This is a genomic window from Bacillus sp. S10(2024), assembly GCF_050473865.1.
Lineage (GTDB): Bacteria > Bacillota > Bacilli > Bacillales > Bacillaceae_G > Bacillus_A.
The window spans coordinates 3,846,172-3,863,069 of record NZ_JBFLUR010000002.1; the positions used below are offsets into that span (position 1 = coordinate 3,846,172).

Here is a 16,898-nt window from a genome sequence, read left to right on the forward strand (position 1 = left end):
TAACAAATAAAGATATTGTGTTTCTTGAAACTGTCACTGAAATGTCTTTGTCTGTTCTGGTGAAATAAAATAAATTGTGCTATGATGTGGGCAAATAAAGTGAACTTCCATCAGTGGGGGCTTTATCCTCCACCTATCTTTTTTGGTTTTCTTTGAATCTTGAGGTGGAGGGTTTAATGCATTGTTAATGTAGGATAAATTTATTGGAGGGATTTACATGCCACATGTTGTGTTTCGTGGAATTACTACTGAACAATTAAAGGATATAAGTAAACCATTAGTAGAAGAGCTCGCAGAGATTTGTGAGTGTGGTACAGATAATTTTACGTTAGAACTACCAAGTTCTACATTTGTATATAATGGGGAAGAAGTAGAGGCGTTTCCTCTTATTGAAGTGAAATGGTTCGAGCGAGGGCAGGAAACTCGCGATCTATTTGCTAAGGCCATTACTACGTATTTAATGGATTTCGGACTTCCTGAAGTAGAGGTTGTGTTTACGGTTTTCACAGAATCAGCGTATTATATTAACGGAAAGCATTGTGCAAGTTAAGGCTATAAACTTTTATACATAGGAGGAATTAGATATGATCGTTACAACAACTTCTGTTATTCAAGGAAAAGAAATTGAAGAATATATTGATATTGTAAACGGCGAAGCAATTATGGGGGCGAATATCGTTCGTGACTTATTTGCTTCTGTTCGTGACGTTGTTGGCGGCCGTTCTGGTGCTTATGAAAGTAAGCTAAAAGAAGCACGTGATATTGCAATGGAAGAAATGAAGCAGCTTGCAGCGCAAAAAGGTGCAAACGCGATTGTTGGCATTGATGTTGATTATGAAGTAGTTCGCGAAGGCATGTTAATGGTAGCTGTAAGCGGAACGGCAGTTAAAGTTCGATAAGAGAATGATTTTATGAACCCTTTCTCAACTAGGAGGAGGGGTTCTTTTCATATGGACTTTAAGTTGTCTTTTCAGCGAAATCGTTTAGACTAATAGAGAGGTGAAAACGAATGAAAGAGAAGGTTTCAAGTACGAAATGGTTCGGACTTGCTGTGCAATCTTTATTAGTACTAGCGGATTATGATGGTATTTGTCCTAGTGCAGTTATGGCTGAAAAGTTAGGAACAAAGCCACTCTTTTTAAGAAAAATCCTTACTCATTTAGTTAAAGCAGAACTGATTGTAGCGAAAGAAGGACGAGATGGCGGTTATTATTTAGCTAGAGCAGCAAATGAAATTACATTAGTAGAAGTTTATGATGCGATAAGAGCAGATCCGTATTCAAAAGGATTTCTTGATGTAGATGAGAAAGAATGTTTTTCTCCTTCAACATGTTCAGCGTTATATGAATTAAGAGATGAAATGGAAAGATGGCTTGTAGATGGACTGGCAAAGAAAAAACTAGCTGATTTACTTCCTAAAGAATAAATAAAACGGAACTGTAGTTTTCGTTTTATTTTTTTATCATTAACTGTTCTTGACAAAGGAACAGTTAAAAGAATATACTGTTCTTAAAATCAGAACAGTTAAAGGGGAGAAAAATGATGTCAGCAAAAAAATCGGCAACAGAAGAATATTTGAATAAAATCCATGAGCTTAATACTCATACGGAAGCTCCAAAAGAAATTACGGACACAGATTTCTTTACTATCGCTAAGGAGCGCCAATCTGTACGTCATTATGATCCACATTTTAAAATGGATGAAAAAGATATTCGTGAAATTTTAGAGCTCGCAACTTTAGCTCCGTCATCGTCAAACTTGCAATCATGGAGATTTCTTGTTGTGCAAGATGAAGCAGCGAAAGAAGAGTTATTACCAATCGCAAACAATCAAAAACAAATTGTCGATGCATCTATTGTCATTGCTGTTTTAGGAGATAAACAGGCCTATAAAAATGCGGAGAAAATTTACGGAGAAGTGGTGAAAAAAGGAAGAATGACAGAAGAAACGAAGAGTTTCTATGTTAATTCGATTGTTGAAAACTACGGAAAATTCTCTAATGAACAAGCTACTCGCGTGGCGATGATTGATGGTGGTTTAGTAGCGATGCAGCTTATGTTAGCGGCAAAAGCAAAAGGTTTTGATACTGTACCAATTGGTGGTTTCCATCCGCAGAAATTTGTAGAAGCTTTCTGTGTTCCAGAAAATCTTGAACCTGTTATGTTAATTTGTGTAGGGAAAGCGATGCAGGCTGGATTTGAAAAAGTTCGTCTTCCACTTGATGATGTGTTAACTTGGAATAAATTTTAATCGGAAGAAAAAACGGGGCTGACTTTGGTCAGCCCTCTTTAGTGTGTCTAATATTGTCGAAGCGCCGTTATATCAGAGGACAGCTTTTTTGCATTCTTTAATTTCGCGCAGTAATTGCTCATATTCACTTTCCAGAACAATCACATCATCGTGACGCCCTGGCATCGAAATGCGTCCAATTACTTCTGTTAATTTTGTTTGCAGACGTAGTAGTTCTTGCTCTGCTGGATTGATAGAAGATTGTTCAGTTCGTTTCGTATACTGCTCGTAATTTCCTTGAAAGATCCGTGGTTCGTTCTCATCTAGGTGTAAAATGTGGTCAGCAATTTTATGAACGAAGGTGCGGTCATGACTAATGAACAACACAGTACCAGGATAATCTTTCAGCATGTGCTCTAGTTCTTCTTGCGTAGCAAGGTCTAAATAGTTTGTCGGTTCATCAAGAAGAAGAAGATTATAGTCTCCTAAGAAGATTTTTGCTAGTGCGACCTTTACACGTTCGCCGCCGCTTAATACGTTTACTCGTTTATAAACATCTTCTCTTCGAAATAAGAGGCGCGCAAGAATTGTTCGTACGAAAGATTCGTCATAACGCGTTTCTTCCATTATGTTTTGTAAAATGGTTTTGTCGTTTTGTAAAATAGCTAATGTTTGTTCAAAGTAACCAATTTTACAGCTTTTTGAAAGCTGAATTCCTCGTTCCTTTGCTTGAATAAGATGAAATAGCGTTGTTTTTCCACTTCCGTTTTTTCCGAGAATCGCAAGTTTTGCACCTGGAGTTATACTTCCATTTATGTTGTGAAAGAGGGTGCGGCTGCCGATTTTTTTCGTAACTTTATTTAATTGCAGGGCCGTTTTACTATGAATGGGTGCATGGTATTGTATATCAAATTTTGTATGCACAATTTCTTTTGGTTTTTCTTTCTTTTCTAATTGCTCTAATCTTGTTTCTAGTGCTTTTGCGGCTTTTTGAACGTTGCCTTGGCTATAAGCTGCTCCGGATTTGTATAGACAAGATTCATAAGAAGAAAAGCGCGTTGGGATTTTTGTCATACCAGAAGCCCGCTGTTGTCTGCTGGCGATTGCCGTTTCTAAACGTTGTCTTTCTTTCGTATATTTTTCATATTCTGCTTGCTGGCGCTTCTTTTGTTGCTGCTTTTGCTCCCGGTAGTTTGTGTAATTTCCTTTATATTCCCGAACGGTACCATCTTCAATTTCGATCATCTTTGTACAAATGGCGTCCAATAAGGCGCGGTCATGAGAAATTAAAATGATCGCTCCTTTATAAGATTGTAATGCCTGTTCTAGTTGTTCTGTACCATGCATATCAAGATGACTTGTCGGTTCATCAGCAAATAAGATAGCTGCTTCTTGTTCAAGAGCATGAGCAATTTTTAAACGTCCGCGTTCGCCGCCGCTCATATTTGTTGTGATGTGAGAAATGCCCCATTGTCCTTTTGCAAGAGAAGAGGCTGTTTCTAATGTCTCCTCATGGAACTGCGGAATGGTGGCGATTGAACCGTAATGAGTAATCGTTCCTGCATCAGGTGCTATTTCCTTACTTAATATTTGTAATAGCGTTGATTTCCCGGCGCCGTTTACACCGACGATTCCAATGCGGTCGTGCGCATAGATATCAAGTGCTTGTAACGTAAATAAAGTGTGATCACCAAAGCTTTTTTCAATGTTTCGTGCTGTTAAAATGGTCATAAAAAAACCTCCCTAGTTTCACTAGAGAGGACATATTTCACCCGTAGTATGTAAAAGGAGATGTACAAAAAACTGTACACGTATTTTTACATGTTCCTGTCAAAAGAAAGTTATCGACAAAAGGGCATACTAATCCTCTTCTAGTTTTCATCATTTTGGTTCACTATTTGTGATGGATGAATAAAAAAGAGAATTAGAACTTCATTGGCCGATGTACCTTCCTTTCATAATTTCACCTTTATTGTATGCATTTGGGTGTGCATTTGTCAAATCATTCTGTTAATTTTTCTTGAAAATTTGATTATATAGTTTTGCCTTTTCGGTTGTTTCTTTGTCATTCACAATCTCTCCTGGTGCATTGGCAGATCCAATTATATAACCTTCAAAAGAAGCGCCGACAAAGTCAAAAATGTATTGAAACTGTGCAATGAGCGGAAGTGCTTTTAACTTTGGATTGTCGCCGCCGACAATGACAACATACAATTTCTTATCTTTCATACGTTCTTTGAAATGAAGGGATGCATCTCGTAAGCTTTGTGACCAGCGATCGACAAAGTTTTTCATATATCCGCTCATACCGTACCAATAAAGCGGCGTTGCAAAGACAATTGTATCATGCTCAAGCATTCTTTTAATGATGCCTTCGTAATCATCATCAATTGGTTGAAAGCCCTCCGCATCGTGGCGCTGATCTGTAATTGGTTGGATTGTATGATTGCGTAAATATACTTCTTCAGTTTGGACGCCTTCTAACAGCATATGTGTTAATTGTTCTGTATTCCCATGTGGACGTGAACTGCCGTGTAAAACGAACATCGTATATCAATTCCTTTCGTTTAAAAAATTAATATGTTTTTGTAAATTCGCTTCGATATGAGAAAGTAACGAAATCTGCTTTTTTACTTCCGCAAGCTTATCTTCGTAAAGTGTGATGATACTGCTGCACGGGTTATCGTATAAGTGCGGCTCTATTTCTAAACAGCGCAGCATTTTAGCGGTCTCTTCTAAATTTAGTCCAAGCTGTAAATACATTTGAATAAGCTTTACTTGCTCAATGGTTGTTTCATCAAAATCACGATAGCCATTTGCAAGTCGTTTTGAAGTCAGTAAGCCTTTATCTTCGTAATGCCGTAGTGACCGTTCGCTTACGCCTGTATGTTTCGATAATTCTCCGATGCGCAAATCTATCACTCCTTCATTTCACATTTTAAACCCTGACACTAGTGTAAAGGTCAACGATGTTGATTCGCAAAGTTTTGCACATGGTCTAAAAAGACTTGAATCGCTTTAGAAGGAATAAAATATTTTCCCCGTATAATGGAGAACGGGCGCATGAGCTTTTCGTTTGGCACAGGGATGTGACATACTTCACCAGCTTGAAGTTCCTTACGCACTGTCCAGTCTGATAAAATGGCAATGCCGAGTCCGGCAGCAACGGCTTCTTTTACACTTTGAATGCTGCTAAATGTAAAGTAACGCTTCATTTTTAAATGATGGTCGTGAATAAAACGGTCGCTGTAAGCTCTCGTTCCTGAACCGGTTTCACGGAGCACCCATACTTGATCTTGCAGCATGTTTGTCTGAATCGGGTTTGTCATCGTCAGAGGATGATTTGGCGGAACGACTAGCTTCATTTCATCCTCCATAAATGATTCTACGTCTACATCTGTGTAGATGACTTGCCCTTCTACTAAGCCAATATCTAGCTGATTCGAGCGAACACCCTGTAATACCTCTTCTGTATTCGAGATAAAGGTATGAACTTCAACGCGTGGATGTTCCTTTGCATAGTTTGCTAATATTTTAGGAAGAAGATATTCTCCAATTGTAAAACTAGCGCCAATGCGCAGTGTCCCTGTAACGATATTATGAAGTTCATTAATTTCTTGTTTTGCTTCTTCGTACAGTGTAAGCATTTGTTTTGCATGTATGTATAAAATGTTTCCCGCTTCTGTGACTTGGACATGTTTTGGTGAGCGTTGAATGAGTGTTGTACCAAATTCATTTTCTAAATTGCGAATGTGCATACTTACACCTGGCTGGGAAAGGTTCAACATTTCGGCAGCTCTTGAAAAATGTTTTTGTTCTACGACTGTTACAAAAATTTTTAAAATGTCGGTGTTGATGAGAATCATTCCTTTCGTTTTTTTATTCTGTCCAGCTCCTGCGGCTAGAATGATCGGTGGCTTCGCGCCTTCCTCCGAGGCACAATACACCTCTTTGTCAGGAGCTCCATCCCCCTCCCATTCTGAACGAGCCGCATCCGATTTTCTTTTTATTTTATCATAAGTTTTCTTGATGATTGAGATAGCATATTAGTATTAAACTTATGATTAAAATACTTTTATAATGAGAGTAGAACAAATATGCATGTTTACAAGATAGGTATTGGAGTGATAAAAAGTGAATCAAATGATAGCGTTAGAAAAGGAGAAGCGTTTCGGATTCGCACAGGGCATTGGGATTACGTTACTGATCGCTATTGTTGCAAAGTATTTGGCGCAGCTTCCATTTTTAAATATTATGGGCCAATTGGTAATTGCTATTCTAATCGGAATGATATGGAGAGCAGCAATCGGTGTACCGAATCAAGCAATTGCCGGAACGAATTTCGCAAGTAAAAAACTACTGCGTCTAGGGATTATATTACTCGGTATGCGATTAAATTTAGTTGATATTGCGAAGGCGGGCCCAAAGGTATTGGTCATGGCTGCAATTGTCATTATATTTACGCTTACTGTTGTATATGCATTAACACGTTTTTGTAAAGTAGAGAAGAAGCTTGGCATTTTAACAGCGTGCGGAACAGCGATTTGCGGGGCGGCTGCTGTTGTGGCAATTGGACCGCAAGTAAAAGCAAAGGATGAAGAGATTGCAGTGAGTGCAGCAATCGTTGCGATTTTAGGGACAATTTTCACGTTAGCATATACACTGCTGTATCCTGTGCTTAACTTGTCTCCGTATGGGTATGGTGTTTTTTCAGGGGCAACGTTGCATGAAATTGCTCATGTCATTGCAGCGGCAGCACCTGGTGGAAGTCAGTCGGTTGATATTGCGGTCATTATGAAGTTAACGCGCGTTGCCTTTCTTGTACCTGTGGCAATTTTAATTGGCATATGGTTTCAGCGCGGAGAAGAAACAGGACAAAAAAAATCTTGGCGTGACATTCCGATTCCATGGTTTATTTTTGGCTTCTTAGCAGTGAGTGCGTTTCATTCGTTAGGAATTGTACCTGAAAAAATCGCAAGCGATATTGTTGTTATTTCCTACATGCTTATGGCAATGGCCATGGCGGGGCTTGGTTTAAATGTAGAGTTTAAGACATTCCGTAAGCTAGGAACGAAAGCATTTGTTGCAGGGCTAATTGGATCAGTATTACTTTCTGTTCTTGGATATACGCTTGTTTATGTGTTACATTTTGTGTAGAGGACTTGCTGGGCAAGTCCTCTTTTTATTGGAAATTTTGTAAAGATATCTTTACTTGTTTTAGAAAATATTTATAATGAAAGTAAAGATATCTTTACTTTTTAAAGGTGGATTCCATGAGTGTACAAAACAGAATTAAAGAATTAAGAAAACAAAATCATATTACGCAAGTTGAGATGGCAAAAGCAATGAAAGTGACGCGCCAAACCATTGTTGCGATTGAAAATCATCATTACAATCCGAGTTTGGAGTTGTCGCTCAAGATTGCAAAGTATTTTAAGATGAGTGTGGAGGAGATTTTTACGTTGGAATAGGGGGAATGGTGATGGGAAGTTATAAATCGTTATACATAGGGACTTTTTTAGGGTTAATTATAGGAGATGGTCTATTATTTATGATGGATTCTTCTATACCGAAGATACCGGTATTATTGAGTAATGTTTTAGCGATAGTATTTGTGATTTTATACACTTATTCCAAAAAGAAAAAGTTTGAATGTGAAGAAATTCCTGAGATTGATGAACGGGTACAAGATAATATAAAGAGATACTTAAATATTTCTTTTATGATGTCATTTATTATTCTCATTTTCTACATTTGTATAAGTAAAGCGGTCGGTAGAGAAACGTTACCAATACAAGAAATGTTTCTTATGTGCTGCGTTTTGATGGCTGGTAGTTTTAGTGTTGCAACGGTATTTGGAAAGCGGGCGTAGCAGCAATTTATATGTTGAAAAAGTAATGTATGTAATTAATTTAATAACTTCTAAGAGAGTGAATAATGACTTTGAGGGAGAAATGAAGCATGAAAAGACGGGTCGATGAATACGAATGGCACATAACAGGAAAAGCCTCTAGATACACTTTTATATTTTACAGTACATGCCTGTTAATTTGGACATTTTACGACATGATAACAAAAGGGAAAACAGGTTGGGAATTTCTGATTATGGCAACTGGTAGTGCGATCTTTTTCGCGATTTGTGCATGGGAGAAACTAAAGCTAAAAAATCTTGAAGATGATGAATACGAATGATTTCGATAAGAGCTGTTTACACGAACCTAGATGTAAACAGCTTTTTATTTTTATAAATCCTCTTAAAACTAACGCTACGTGACCTTTTGTAATGAAAAAGAGAGGGTGGTGGAAATGATTTCTATTCAGCAATTAACGAAGGAAACGGGTGTTACAGTAAGAACACTTCGGTATTATGATCAAATTGGTTTGTTAGAGCCGAGCGGAAAGACGGAAGGCGGAAACCGATTATATAGTGAACGTGATGTGCTGAAATTACAGCAGATTTTGTTTTTAAAAGAAATGGGATTCGCCTTAAAAGAAATTACGAATATGTTAGAAACAGAGCGTGTAAATGTTAAAGAGTTTTTACAACAGCAATTGCTGTTCGTAAGAGAAGAGCAGCAGAAGTTTTCACGTATGGAGAATTGTTTTCGGTGTAGATACGCTGATCACATTCTCGTATGTTATTCTCCCGAAAAAGAAAAAAACGAGATGTTGTCGCGCTAGGGTAACATCTCGTTTTTTTCTTTATTCCTCACAGTAGATACAGAACGTTTTTTGGATAAACACATTCAATCCACCTGGAGTAGAAGCAACATTTGAGACACTTAAGCTTTCAAAGTTTTCTACTTGAAATATTCTTGTACTTTCTGTAATTATAGCAGTAATAGGGTTACGAGGGCTTTTTGATATAATAGTTATCGCCAAAGGGACAGGATCTTTACCTTTTAATGAGGTAGAGCTTAGCTGAAGTAATGTTTTATTATGAGACCCTGTGAAATCTTGGAAAACAGGCTGATGGCTAGTGCCTTCTGGTACGAGAACGAGCACTGGTGAATTTGTCGATCCAATTATGTGATTTTCAACAAAACAGTTAGGAGTATTTGATTCATCTTTAAGAGATTTTTCATTAAATTTGTCATGATGATCAAGCATATTGGGATTAAACCTCTTTTCTTTATTTTTGATACATTGTATTCCTTAAATAGAAAACACGTGTGGACAATGCGTGACGAGCTAGTTGTTCGTTTAAGTTGAAGATTGAGCTAGATGGATTTGACGTATGTCACTATAAAAAGAAGCTGCTGTCCTTAATGGACAACAGCTTCTTTGCTATCCCGCTCTAATAAGCGGTAAATAAAAATGGAAGTTTCACTTTATCCCGCCCAAACAGCCGGTAAGAAGTTAGGTAAGGAAGAGAGACAAACAAACCGTCTGTAAGGGCCCGATTGGTTCAACTAACCTTCTGGGGAAAAAACGCTCCCAGAAGGAAGTTTCACTTTAGGCAACGTCTTCTTTTTGACCATCTCTCAACGTACTATTTTTATAACCATAGCTGAAATATACAACTAATCCGATAATTAACCAAACGACAAAGCCGATCCATGTTGTTGCTGGAAGTTGTAATGTTAAGTATCCGCAGAATAGAACTGCTAATATCGGAACTAATGGTACGAATGGTACTTTAAAGGCACGCGGCAGGTCTGGTTGTTTTTTGCGTAAGATGATAACGCCGATTGATACAACGATAAATGCGAATAATGTACCGATGTTTGTTAATTCTGCTAGCTTGTCCAATGGAACGAATCCAGAAAAGAAAGCAACCATAGCTGCTGTAATCCAGCTGTTCATAACTGGTGTTTGTGTTTTTTGGTTTACACGAGAAAGTGCTTTTGGTAGTAAGCCATCACGACTCATTGCATAAAATAAACGAGTTTGTCCATATAGCATAACGAGTAATACTGTTGTAATCCCAGCAATTGCTCCTAAAGAGATAAGTCCAGCAACCCAATCTTGATGAATATATTGCAAAGCATATGCAACAGGATTCTTTACGTCTAATTGGTTGTAGGGAACGATTCCTGTCAATACTAATGAAACAACGATATATAAGATTGTACAGATTGCCAAGGAAGCAATAATACCAATTGGCATATTACGTTGTGGATTTTTTACTTCTTCAGCAGCTGTTGATACAGCGTCAAATCCGATATAAGCAAAGAATACAGTTGCTGCTCCAGTTGTTACGCCAGAGAAGCCAAATGGCATGAATGGCGTCCAGTTCTCAGGTTTTACATAGAAAGCACCAACGCCGATGAATAGAAGAACAACAAATATTTTGATAGCTACCATAATAGCATTGAAGCGAGCTGATTTTTTTGCGCCTCTTGTTAATAAGAATGTCATGATGAAAATGATACAAATTGCTGGTACGTCTACGTATGTGCCAGCCGCCGGATTATAAGCGCTTGTTAAAGCGTGTGGCAATTTAATCCCAAATCCAGATAATAATCCTTGGAAATATCCTGACCAACCAGATGCAACGGCTGAGGATGCCAATCCGTATTCTAGAATTAAGTCCCAACCTAAAATCCAAGCAATAATTTCTCCAAATGTTGCATAGCTGTAAGTGTATGCACTACCTGACACCGGTACAGTTGAAGCGAATTCCGAGTAACATAATGCCGCAAATACGCAGGCTAAACCGGATAAAATAAACGATAAAATAAGTGCTGGTCCTGCATGTTTTGCTGCTGCAACGCCGGTAAGAACGAAGATACCTGTTCCAATAATAGCGCCGACTCCTAACATTGTTAAATCAAATGCGCCTAGTTCCTTTTTTAAAGAAGCGCCTTTCTGCTGCGATTGCGCTAGTAGTGCAGAAATCGATTTTTTTCGAAATAGATCCATATAAGCTCCCCCACCCTCTAGTTGTTAAAATATTCTGAACTTTAAGTTCGATTTGTCGTATAATGTCGAATCTTTAAACGTATTGTAATATGAAAAGTGGGTGTTGTAAATACAAATTTTTTAGAAAATTCTACCTATACAAAAAAGATGAATTTCTTGTCGATATTTGTATAGGTGTTTTTGTTGCTACACTAAGTTATTTCATTTTGAATGGTAGTATAAAGCGGAACTTCTTACTGCCCGCGAATAGCGGGATAAAGTCAAAATGGGCTGGAGAGGATTAAGATGAGAAAAGGAATTGTCTTATTGTGTTTTTTATTCTATATAGGCGGTTTGGTGGGGTGTTTATCCTCTGTAAAAACGGGAAATCAAAAAAATGATGAAACAAAGGTTGATAAAAAGAGTGATATCATCGTAAAAATAGGTGGAGAATCTAATTTAGATAAGTTTCAGCAGTTTCTAACTCATGTGAAAAATGGCAAAGCTGATAAAGTTCGTATTGTATATTATACAGATGAAGGAGATCCGATTTTTCAAACGTTAGATTATGATGGAATCAATATAAACTATCTTTTTGATGATTCCAACGACAAATTTGGAGGAAGTCAAAAAGGGAAAAAAAGTGATGTGTGTAAAGGGATTATGAAAGAAAAAAGTGATGAAGCTGTAAGTTATAAATTAAGTGAATGTAAAGGAAATCGTAAGAATGTGAGCTATTTTTTGCTGGAGGTACGTCATGAATAACTGTAGGAAGATGCTAAGTAAATAAGCATCTTTTTTGTTGTTATATATTGAATTTGTAGAAAGGGTGTCGAATTGTTTATCGAATACTTGTTCGTTTTTTTGGTTTTTTTATAGGCGTTCGTGTTAAAATGAAAATACAGATTTTTTACGAGGAGGGCGGATTTATTTGGAACATCAATTTGAAATTGTCTCAGAATATTCCCCGCAAGGTGATCAGCCAAGAGCGATAGAGCAGCTGGTAGCTGGGATTAAAAATGGTAAGAAACATCAAGTGTTGCTTGGAGCGACAGGGACGGGTAAGACATTTACGATTTCAAATGTTATTAAAGAGGTGAAAAAGCCAACACTTGTAATGGCTCATAATAAAACGTTAGCAGGACAGTTATACAGTGAGCTCAAAGATTTCTTTCCGAACAATGCAGTTGAATATTTTGTTAGTTACTACGACTATTATCAACCGGAAGCGTATGTACCACAAACCGATACGTTTATTGAAAAAGACGCACAAATTAATGATGAAATCGATAAATTGCGTCACTCAGCGACGTCGGCTTTATTTGAAAGAGATGATGTCATTGTTGTAGCGAGTGTGTCTTGTATTTACGGTTTAGGTTCTCCAGAAGAATATAGTGAGCTTGTTGTTTCTTTGCGCGTTGGTATGGAGAAAGATCGCAATCAATTGCTTCGTGAACTTGTTGATGTGCAGTATGGCCGTAATGATATTGACTTCCAGCGTGGGACGTTTCGTGTGCGCGGTGATGTAGTTGAAATCTTCCCTGCATCTCTTGATGAGCATTGTATCCGAATTGAATTCTTCGGTGATGAAATTGATCGTATCAGAGAAGTAAATGCATTAACAGGTGAAGTATTAGCAGAACGTGAGCATGTGGCGATTTTTCCGGCGTCTCACTTCGTTACACGCGAAGAAAAAATGAAAGTCGCTATTGAAAATATTGAAAAAGAGTTAGAAGAACGCCTAAAAGAATTAAATGATAACGGTAAATTGTTAGAAGCGCAGCGGATAGAGCAGCGGACGCGTTACGATTTAGAAATGATGCGCGAGATGGGCTTTTGTTCAGGGATTGAGAACTATTCCCGTCATTTGACACTCCGTCCAGCTGGTTCAACACCATATACATTGTTAGATTATTTCCCTAAAGATTTTCTCATCGTGATGGATGAGTCGCATGTATCAGTGCCGCAAGTACGAGCAATGTACAACGGTGATAAAGCGCGGAAACAAGTACTTGTTGATCATGGATTCCGTCTGCCATCAGCACTAGATAACAGACCGCTTATGTTTGAAGAGTTTCAAGAGAAAACGAATCAAGTTGTGTATGTATCAGCAACACCGGGTCCATATGAACTTGAACATTCACCGGAAGTGGTGGAACAAATTATTCGTCCGACAGGGCTATTAGATCCGAAAATTGATGTAAGGCCAATTGAAGGGCAAATTGATGATTTACTAGGAGAGATACAAGACCGGATCGCGAAAAATGAGCGTGTATTAATTACGACATTAACGAAGAAAATGTCAGAGGATTTAACAGATTATTTGAAAGATGTTGGGATTAAAGTAAACTATCTTCATTCTGAAATTAAAACGTTAGAGCGGATTGAAATTATTCGCGATCTTCGCCTTGGCAAGTTCGATGTGCTTGTCGGTATTAACTTACTTCGAGAAGGGCTCGATATTCCAGAAGTATCGCTTGTAGCAATATTAGATGCAGATAAAGAAGGATTTCTTCGTTCAGAGCGCTCGCTTATTCAGACGATTGGTCGTGCAGCTCGTAATGCAAACGGTCATGTTGTGATGTATGCAGACCGAATTACAAAATCGATGGAAATTGCAATGGAAGAAACGAAACGTCGTCGTCAAATTCAAGAAGCATACAATGAAAAGCATGGTATTATACCGAAAACAATTCAAAAAGAGGTGCGCGACGTGATTCGTGCAACGATGGCTGCGGAAGATACCGAAACGTATGAAGCAGCACCACCTAAGAAAATGACGAAAAAAGAACGAGAAAATGTAATTGCAAAAATGGAAGCGGAAATGAAAGAAGCTGCAAAAGCGCTTGATTTTGAGCGGGCAGCTGAGCTTCGCGATTTATTATTAGAACTAAAAGCAGAAGGGTGAAGGCAATGAGTAAAGATTTTATCGTTGTAAAAGGTGCGAGAGCCCACAACTTAAAAAATATAGATGTCACCATTCCGAGAAATCAGCTTGTTGTTGTAACAGGGCTATCTGGTTCAGGGAAATCATCGTTAGCGTTTGACACGATTTATGCAGAAGGGCAACGTCGATATGTAGAATCGCTATCGGCGTATGCACGTCAATTTTTAGGGCAAATGGATAAACCAGATGTTGATGCAATTGAAGGACTATCGCCGGCCATTTCAATTGACCAAAAAACGACGAGCCGTAACCCGCGCTCAACCGTTGGAACAGTGACGGAGATTTCCGATTACTTACGCTTATTATTTGCGCGTGTGGGGACTCCGATTTGTCCAAATCATGGAATTGAAATTACATCGCAAACAATTGAGCAAATGGTAGATCGTATTTTAGAGTATCCGGAGCGTACGAAGCTACAAGTGCTCGCACCGATTGTATCGGGGCGTAAAGGTGCGCATGTAAAGCTATTAGAAGATATTAAAAAGCAAGGGTACGTTCGCGTTCGCGTTGACGGAGAAATGCTTGATGTATCAGAAGAAATTACGTTAGATAAGAATAAAAAGCATTCTATTGAGGTTGTGATTGACCGGATTGTGGTGAAAGAAGGAATTGCTGGTCGCCTTGCCGATTCATTAGAAACGGCTTTGAAGCTTGGTGAAGGCCGCGTTTTAATTGATGTGATTGGAGAGGAAGAGTTGCTGTTTAGTGAGCATCACGCTTGTCCGTATTGCGGATTTTCTATTGGTGAACTGGAGCCGCGCATGTTTTCTTTCAACAGTCCGTTCGGTGCATGTCCGTCTTGTGATGGTCTTGGTTCAAAGTTAGAAGTAGATCTTGATTTGGTCATTCCAAACTGGGGTTTATCATTAAACGATCATGCAATCGCACCTTGGGAGCCAACAAGCTCACAATATTATCCGCAATTGCTAAAGTCTGTTTGTAACCATTATGGTATTGATATGGATGTACCGGTGAAAGATATTCCGAAGCATTTGTTTGAAAAAGTGTTGTACGGAAGCGGAGAAGAAAAAGTGTATTTCCGCTATGTGAACGACTTTGGTCAAGTAAAGGAAAGCGAGATTATTTTTGAAGGTGTAATCCCGAACATTGAACGCCGTTACCGAGAAACGAGCTCCGATTATATTCGTGAGCAAATGGAAAAATATATGGCGGAGCAAGCCTGTCCAAAATGTAAAGGTGCTCGTTTGAAGCCGGAAACTTTAGCTGTTTTTGTAGGTGGAAAAACGATTGCGGAAGTGGCGCAGTTTTCTGTGCAGGATGCGCACGAGTTCTTTACAAATATCGAATTAACAGAAAAGCAACAAAGTATTGCAAAGCTGATTTTGCGCGAAATTAAAGAGCGTCTTAGCTTTCTAATTAATGTTGGACTTGATTATTTAACGCTTAGCCGTGCAGCTGGAACGTTATCAGGTGGAGAAGCGCAGCGCATTCGCTTAGCGACGCAAATTGGTTCGAGCTTAACAGGGGTATTATATATTCTTGATGAGCCTTCAATTGGTTTACATCAGCGTGATAACGATCGCTTAATTCAAACACTGAAAAATATGCGTGATTTAGGAAATACGCTTATCGTTGTGGAGCATGATGAAGATACGATGATGGCTGCAGATTATTTATTAGATATTGGTCCTGGTGCAGGGATTCACGGCGGGCAAGTTGTTTCAGCAGGGACGCCGCAAGAAGTAATGCATGATGATCATTCGTTAACAGGACAATACTTATCAGGTAAAAAGTTTATTCCAGTTCCGTTAGAGCGTCGCAAAGGTGATGGTCGTAAGATTGAGGTTATAGGAGCGAAGGAAAATAACTTAAAAAATGCGAAGATGTCATTCCCGCTTGGAACATTTGTTGCGGTAACGGGTGTATCTGGTTCAGGAAAAAGTACATTAATTAATGAGGTGCTATATAAAGCAGTTGCTCAAAAATTATATAAATCGAAGAGTAAGCCTGGTATGCATAAGGAAATTAAGGGCCTTGAGCATTTAGATAAGGTAATTGATATTGATCAGTCCCCAATTGGACGTACACCGCGTTCTAACCCAGCGACATATACAGGTGTGTTTGATGATATTCGTGATGTGTTTGCACAAACGAATGAAGCAAAAGTGCGCGGTTATCAAAAAGGACGCTTTAGCTTTAACGTGAAAGGTGGCCGCTGTGAAGCGTGCCGCGGCGATGGGATTATTAAAATTGAAATGCACTTCTTACCAGATGTGTACGTTCCATGTGAAGTTTGTCATGGAAAACGTTATAATCGTGAAACATTGGAAGTAAAATATAAAGATAAAAACATTTCTGAAGTGTTAGAGATGACAATTGAAGATGGGGTAGAGTTCTTTGCTAATATCCCGAAAATTAAACGTAAACTCCAAACACTTGTGGATGTAGGGCTTGATTATATGAAGCTCGGTCAACCGGCAACAACGTTATCGGGTGGAGAAGCGCAGCGCGTGAAATTAGCATCTGAGCTGCACCGCCGTTCAACAGGCCGCACGTTGTACATTTTAGATGAACCGACAACGGGACTTCATGCACATGATATTGCCCGCTTGTTAAAAGTGCTTCAGCGTCTTGTTGATAATGGTGAAACGGTACTTGTTATTGAACATAACTTAGATGTTATTAAAACGGCTGATTATCTGATTGACCTTGGTCCTGAAGGTGGAGATAAGGGCGGACAAATTGTTGCAACAGGTACGCCAGAGCAAGTTGTGAAAGAAGAACGCTCTTATACAGGTAAGTATTTAAAAGGTGTTTTAGAACGTGATACAGCACGTATGAAAGAAAAAGTGAAAGAAGTAGAATTAACATAGTAAAGGAACATGTAACAGAGGAGCGGTGCTTCCCTGTTACATGT

17 protein-coding genes and 1 pseudogene are annotated in these 16,898 nt (G+C 38.6%); 12 read left to right on the plus strand and 6 right to left on the minus strand.

Features of this window, described 5'->3' with window-relative positions; genetic code table 11:
• The first annotated feature begins 217 nt into the window (after positions 1–217).
• The 4 genes from AB1280_RS19520 to AB1280_RS19535 all read left to right on the plus strand — a co-directional run bounded on the left by AB1280_RS19520 (position 218) and on the right by AB1280_RS19535 (position 2,250).
• Positions 218–550 carry a DUF1904 family protein gene (locus AB1280_RS19520; protein WP_272189017.1) on the plus strand — a complete coding sequence of 111 codons (333 nt, stop codon included), beginning with the start codon at positions 218–220 and terminating at the stop codon, positions 548–550.
• A gap of 34 nt (positions 551–584) precedes the next feature.
• The gene (locus tag AB1280_RS19525; protein WP_090915904.1) at positions 585–899 is read left to right on the plus strand and encodes a heavy metal-binding domain-containing protein; all 315 of its coding nucleotides are present in this window, start codon (positions 585–587) and stop codon (positions 897–899) included.
• Between the two features lie 110 nt (positions 900–1,009).
• Positions 1,010–1,426 carry an RrF2 family transcriptional regulator gene (locus AB1280_RS19530; RefSeq protein WP_272189018.1) on the plus strand — a complete coding sequence of 139 codons (417 nt, stop codon included), beginning with the start codon at positions 1,010–1,012 and terminating at the stop codon, positions 1,424–1,426.
• Between the two features lie 116 nt (positions 1,427–1,542).
• A complete protein-coding gene (locus AB1280_RS19535; RefSeq protein ID WP_272189019.1) occupies positions 1,543–2,250 on the plus strand; it encodes a nitroreductase family protein in 708 nt (235 codons plus the stop codon).
• A gap of 72 nt (positions 2,251–2,322) precedes the next feature.
• On the opposite strand, the gene abc-f is transcribed toward AB1280_RS19535, so the two are convergent.
• The 4 genes from abc-f to AB1280_RS19555 form a co-directional block, all read right to left on the minus strand.
• Positions 2,323–3,960: a ribosomal protection-like ABC-F family protein gene (abc-f, locus tag AB1280_RS19540; RefSeq protein ID WP_429756721.1), complete on the minus strand. Its 1,638-nt coding sequence runs from the start codon at positions 3,958–3,960 to the stop codon at positions 2,323–2,325.
• A 279-nt stretch (positions 3,961–4,239) separates the two neighbouring features.
• A complete protein-coding gene (locus AB1280_RS19545; protein ID WP_429756722.1) occupies positions 4,240–4,776 on the minus strand; it encodes a flavodoxin family protein in 537 nt (178 codons plus the stop codon).
• A 6-nt stretch (positions 4,777–4,782) separates the two neighbouring features.
• Positions 4,783–5,142, minus strand: coding sequence for a MerR family transcriptional regulator (locus AB1280_RS19550; protein WP_272189023.1), 360 nt, complete (start codon positions 5,140–5,142; stop codon positions 4,783–4,785).
• 50 nt (positions 5,143–5,192) lie between these two features.
• On the minus strand, positions 5,193–6,086 hold the full coding sequence (locus AB1280_RS19555) for a LysR family transcriptional regulator (RefSeq protein ID WP_429757370.1): 894 nt from the start codon (positions 6,084–6,086) through the stop codon (positions 5,193–5,195).
• Between the two features lie 286 nt (positions 6,087–6,372).
• Here AB1280_RS19555 and AB1280_RS19560 point away from each other — a divergent pair, with 286 nt between their 5' ends.
• The 5 genes and pseudogenes from AB1280_RS19560 to AB1280_RS19580 form a co-directional block, all read left to right on the plus strand.
• Entirely contained in the window at positions 6,373–7,386 is a 1,014-nt protein-coding gene (locus tag AB1280_RS19560) for a YeiH family protein (protein ID WP_429757372.1), read from the plus strand.
• A 116-nt stretch (positions 7,387–7,502) separates the two neighbouring features.
• Positions 7,503–7,700, plus strand: a complete 198-nt coding sequence (locus AB1280_RS19565) for a helix-turn-helix transcriptional regulator (RefSeq protein WP_429756723.1) — start codon at positions 7,503–7,505, stop codon at positions 7,698–7,700.
• A gap of 11 nt (positions 7,701–7,711) precedes the next feature.
• Positions 7,712–8,101, plus strand: a complete 390-nt coding sequence (locus AB1280_RS19570; RefSeq protein ID WP_272189027.1) for a hypothetical protein — start codon at positions 7,712–7,714, stop codon at positions 8,099–8,101.
• 89 nt (positions 8,102–8,190) lie between these two features.
• Positions 8,191–8,421: a hypothetical protein gene (locus AB1280_RS19575; RefSeq protein ID WP_429756724.1), complete on the plus strand. Its 231-nt coding sequence runs from the start codon at positions 8,191–8,193 to the stop codon at positions 8,419–8,421.
• Positions 8,422–8,529: 108 nt separating this feature from the next.
• Positions 8,530–8,826: pseudogene (locus AB1280_RS19580) on the plus strand (MerR family transcriptional regulator); the annotation flags it as partial.
• 105 nt (positions 8,827–8,931) lie between these two features.
• On the opposite strand, the gene AB1280_RS19585 reads toward AB1280_RS19580, so the two are convergent.
• The gene (locus AB1280_RS19585) at positions 8,932–9,339 is read right to left on the minus strand and encodes an exosporium protein D (protein ID WP_429756725.1); all 408 of its coding nucleotides are present in this window, start codon (positions 9,337–9,339) and stop codon (positions 8,932–8,934) included.
• A gap of 345 nt (positions 9,340–9,684) precedes the next feature.
• Positions 9,685–11,094: an amino acid permease gene (locus AB1280_RS19590; protein ID WP_272189030.1), complete on the minus strand. Its 1,410-nt coding sequence runs from the start codon at positions 11,092–11,094 to the stop codon at positions 9,685–9,687.
• A gap of 285 nt (positions 11,095–11,379) precedes the next feature.
• Between AB1280_RS19590 and AB1280_RS19595 the strand changes: the two genes are divergently transcribed.
• The 3 genes from AB1280_RS19595 to uvrA all read left to right on the plus strand — a co-directional run bounded on the left by AB1280_RS19595 (position 11,380) and on the right by uvrA (position 16,854).
• Positions 11,380–11,838, plus strand: a complete 459-nt coding sequence (locus AB1280_RS19595; protein WP_429756726.1) for a DUF4362 domain-containing protein — start codon at positions 11,380–11,382, stop codon at positions 11,836–11,838.
• A 166-nt stretch (positions 11,839–12,004) separates the two neighbouring features.
• Positions 12,005–13,981 (plus strand): excinuclease ABC subunit UvrB, encoded by a 1,977-nt coding sequence (gene uvrB, locus AB1280_RS19600; RefSeq protein ID WP_429756727.1) that lies wholly within the window; start codon positions 12,005–12,007, stop codon positions 13,979–13,981.
• 5 nt (positions 13,982–13,986) lie between these two features.
• Positions 13,987–16,854 (plus strand): excinuclease ABC subunit UvrA, encoded by a 2,868-nt coding sequence (gene uvrA, locus AB1280_RS19605; protein WP_272189034.1) that lies wholly within the window; start codon positions 13,987–13,989, stop codon positions 16,852–16,854.
• The last annotated feature ends 44 nt before the right edge of the window (positions 16,855–16,898 follow it).

Coding starts and splice junctions, on each gene's coding strand:
- AB1280_RS19565 (WP_429756723.1), top strand. CDS start 7,503: ATGAGTGTACAAAACAGAATTAAAGAATTAAGAAAACAAAATCATATT.
- AB1280_RS19585 (WP_429756725.1), bottom strand. CDS start 9,339: ATGCTTGATCATCATGACAAATTTAATGAAAAATCTCTTAAAGATGAA.
- AB1280_RS19535 (WP_272189019.1), top strand. CDS start 1,543: ATGTCAGCAAAAAAATCGGCAACAGAAGAATATTTGAATAAAATCCAT.
- uvrA (WP_272189034.1), top strand. CDS start 13,987: ATGAGTAAAGATTTTATCGTTGTAAAAGGTGCGAGAGCCCACAACTTA.
- AB1280_RS19595 (WP_429756726.1), top strand. CDS start 11,380: ATGAGAAAAGGAATTGTCTTATTGTGTTTTTTATTCTATATAGGCGGT.
- AB1280_RS19570 (WP_272189027.1), top strand. CDS start 7,712: ATGGGAAGTTATAAATCGTTATACATAGGGACTTTTTTAGGGTTAATT.
- AB1280_RS19530 (WP_272189018.1), top strand. CDS start 1,010: ATGAAAGAGAAGGTTTCAAGTACGAAATGGTTCGGACTTGCTGTGCAA.
- AB1280_RS19520 (WP_272189017.1), top strand. CDS start 218: ATGCCACATGTTGTGTTTCGTGGAATTACTACTGAACAATTAAAGGAT.
- AB1280_RS19575 (WP_429756724.1), top strand. CDS start 8,191: ATGAAAAGACGGGTCGATGAATACGAATGGCACATAACAGGAAAAGCC.
- AB1280_RS19590 (WP_272189030.1), bottom strand. CDS start 11,094: ATGGATCTATTTCGAAAAAAATCGATTTCTGCACTACTAGCGCAATCG.
- AB1280_RS19560 (WP_429757372.1), top strand. CDS start 6,373: ATGATAGCGTTAGAAAAGGAGAAGCGTTTCGGATTCGCACAGGGCATT.
- AB1280_RS19525 (WP_090915904.1), top strand. CDS start 585: ATGATCGTTACAACAACTTCTGTTATTCAAGGAAAAGAAATTGAAGAA.
- abc-f (WP_429756721.1), bottom strand. CDS start 3,960: ATGACCATTTTAACAGCACGAAACATTGAAAAAAGCTTTGGTGATCAC.
- AB1280_RS19545 (WP_429756722.1), bottom strand. CDS start 4,776: ATGTTCGTTTTACACGGCAGTTCACGTCCACATGGGAATACAGAACAA.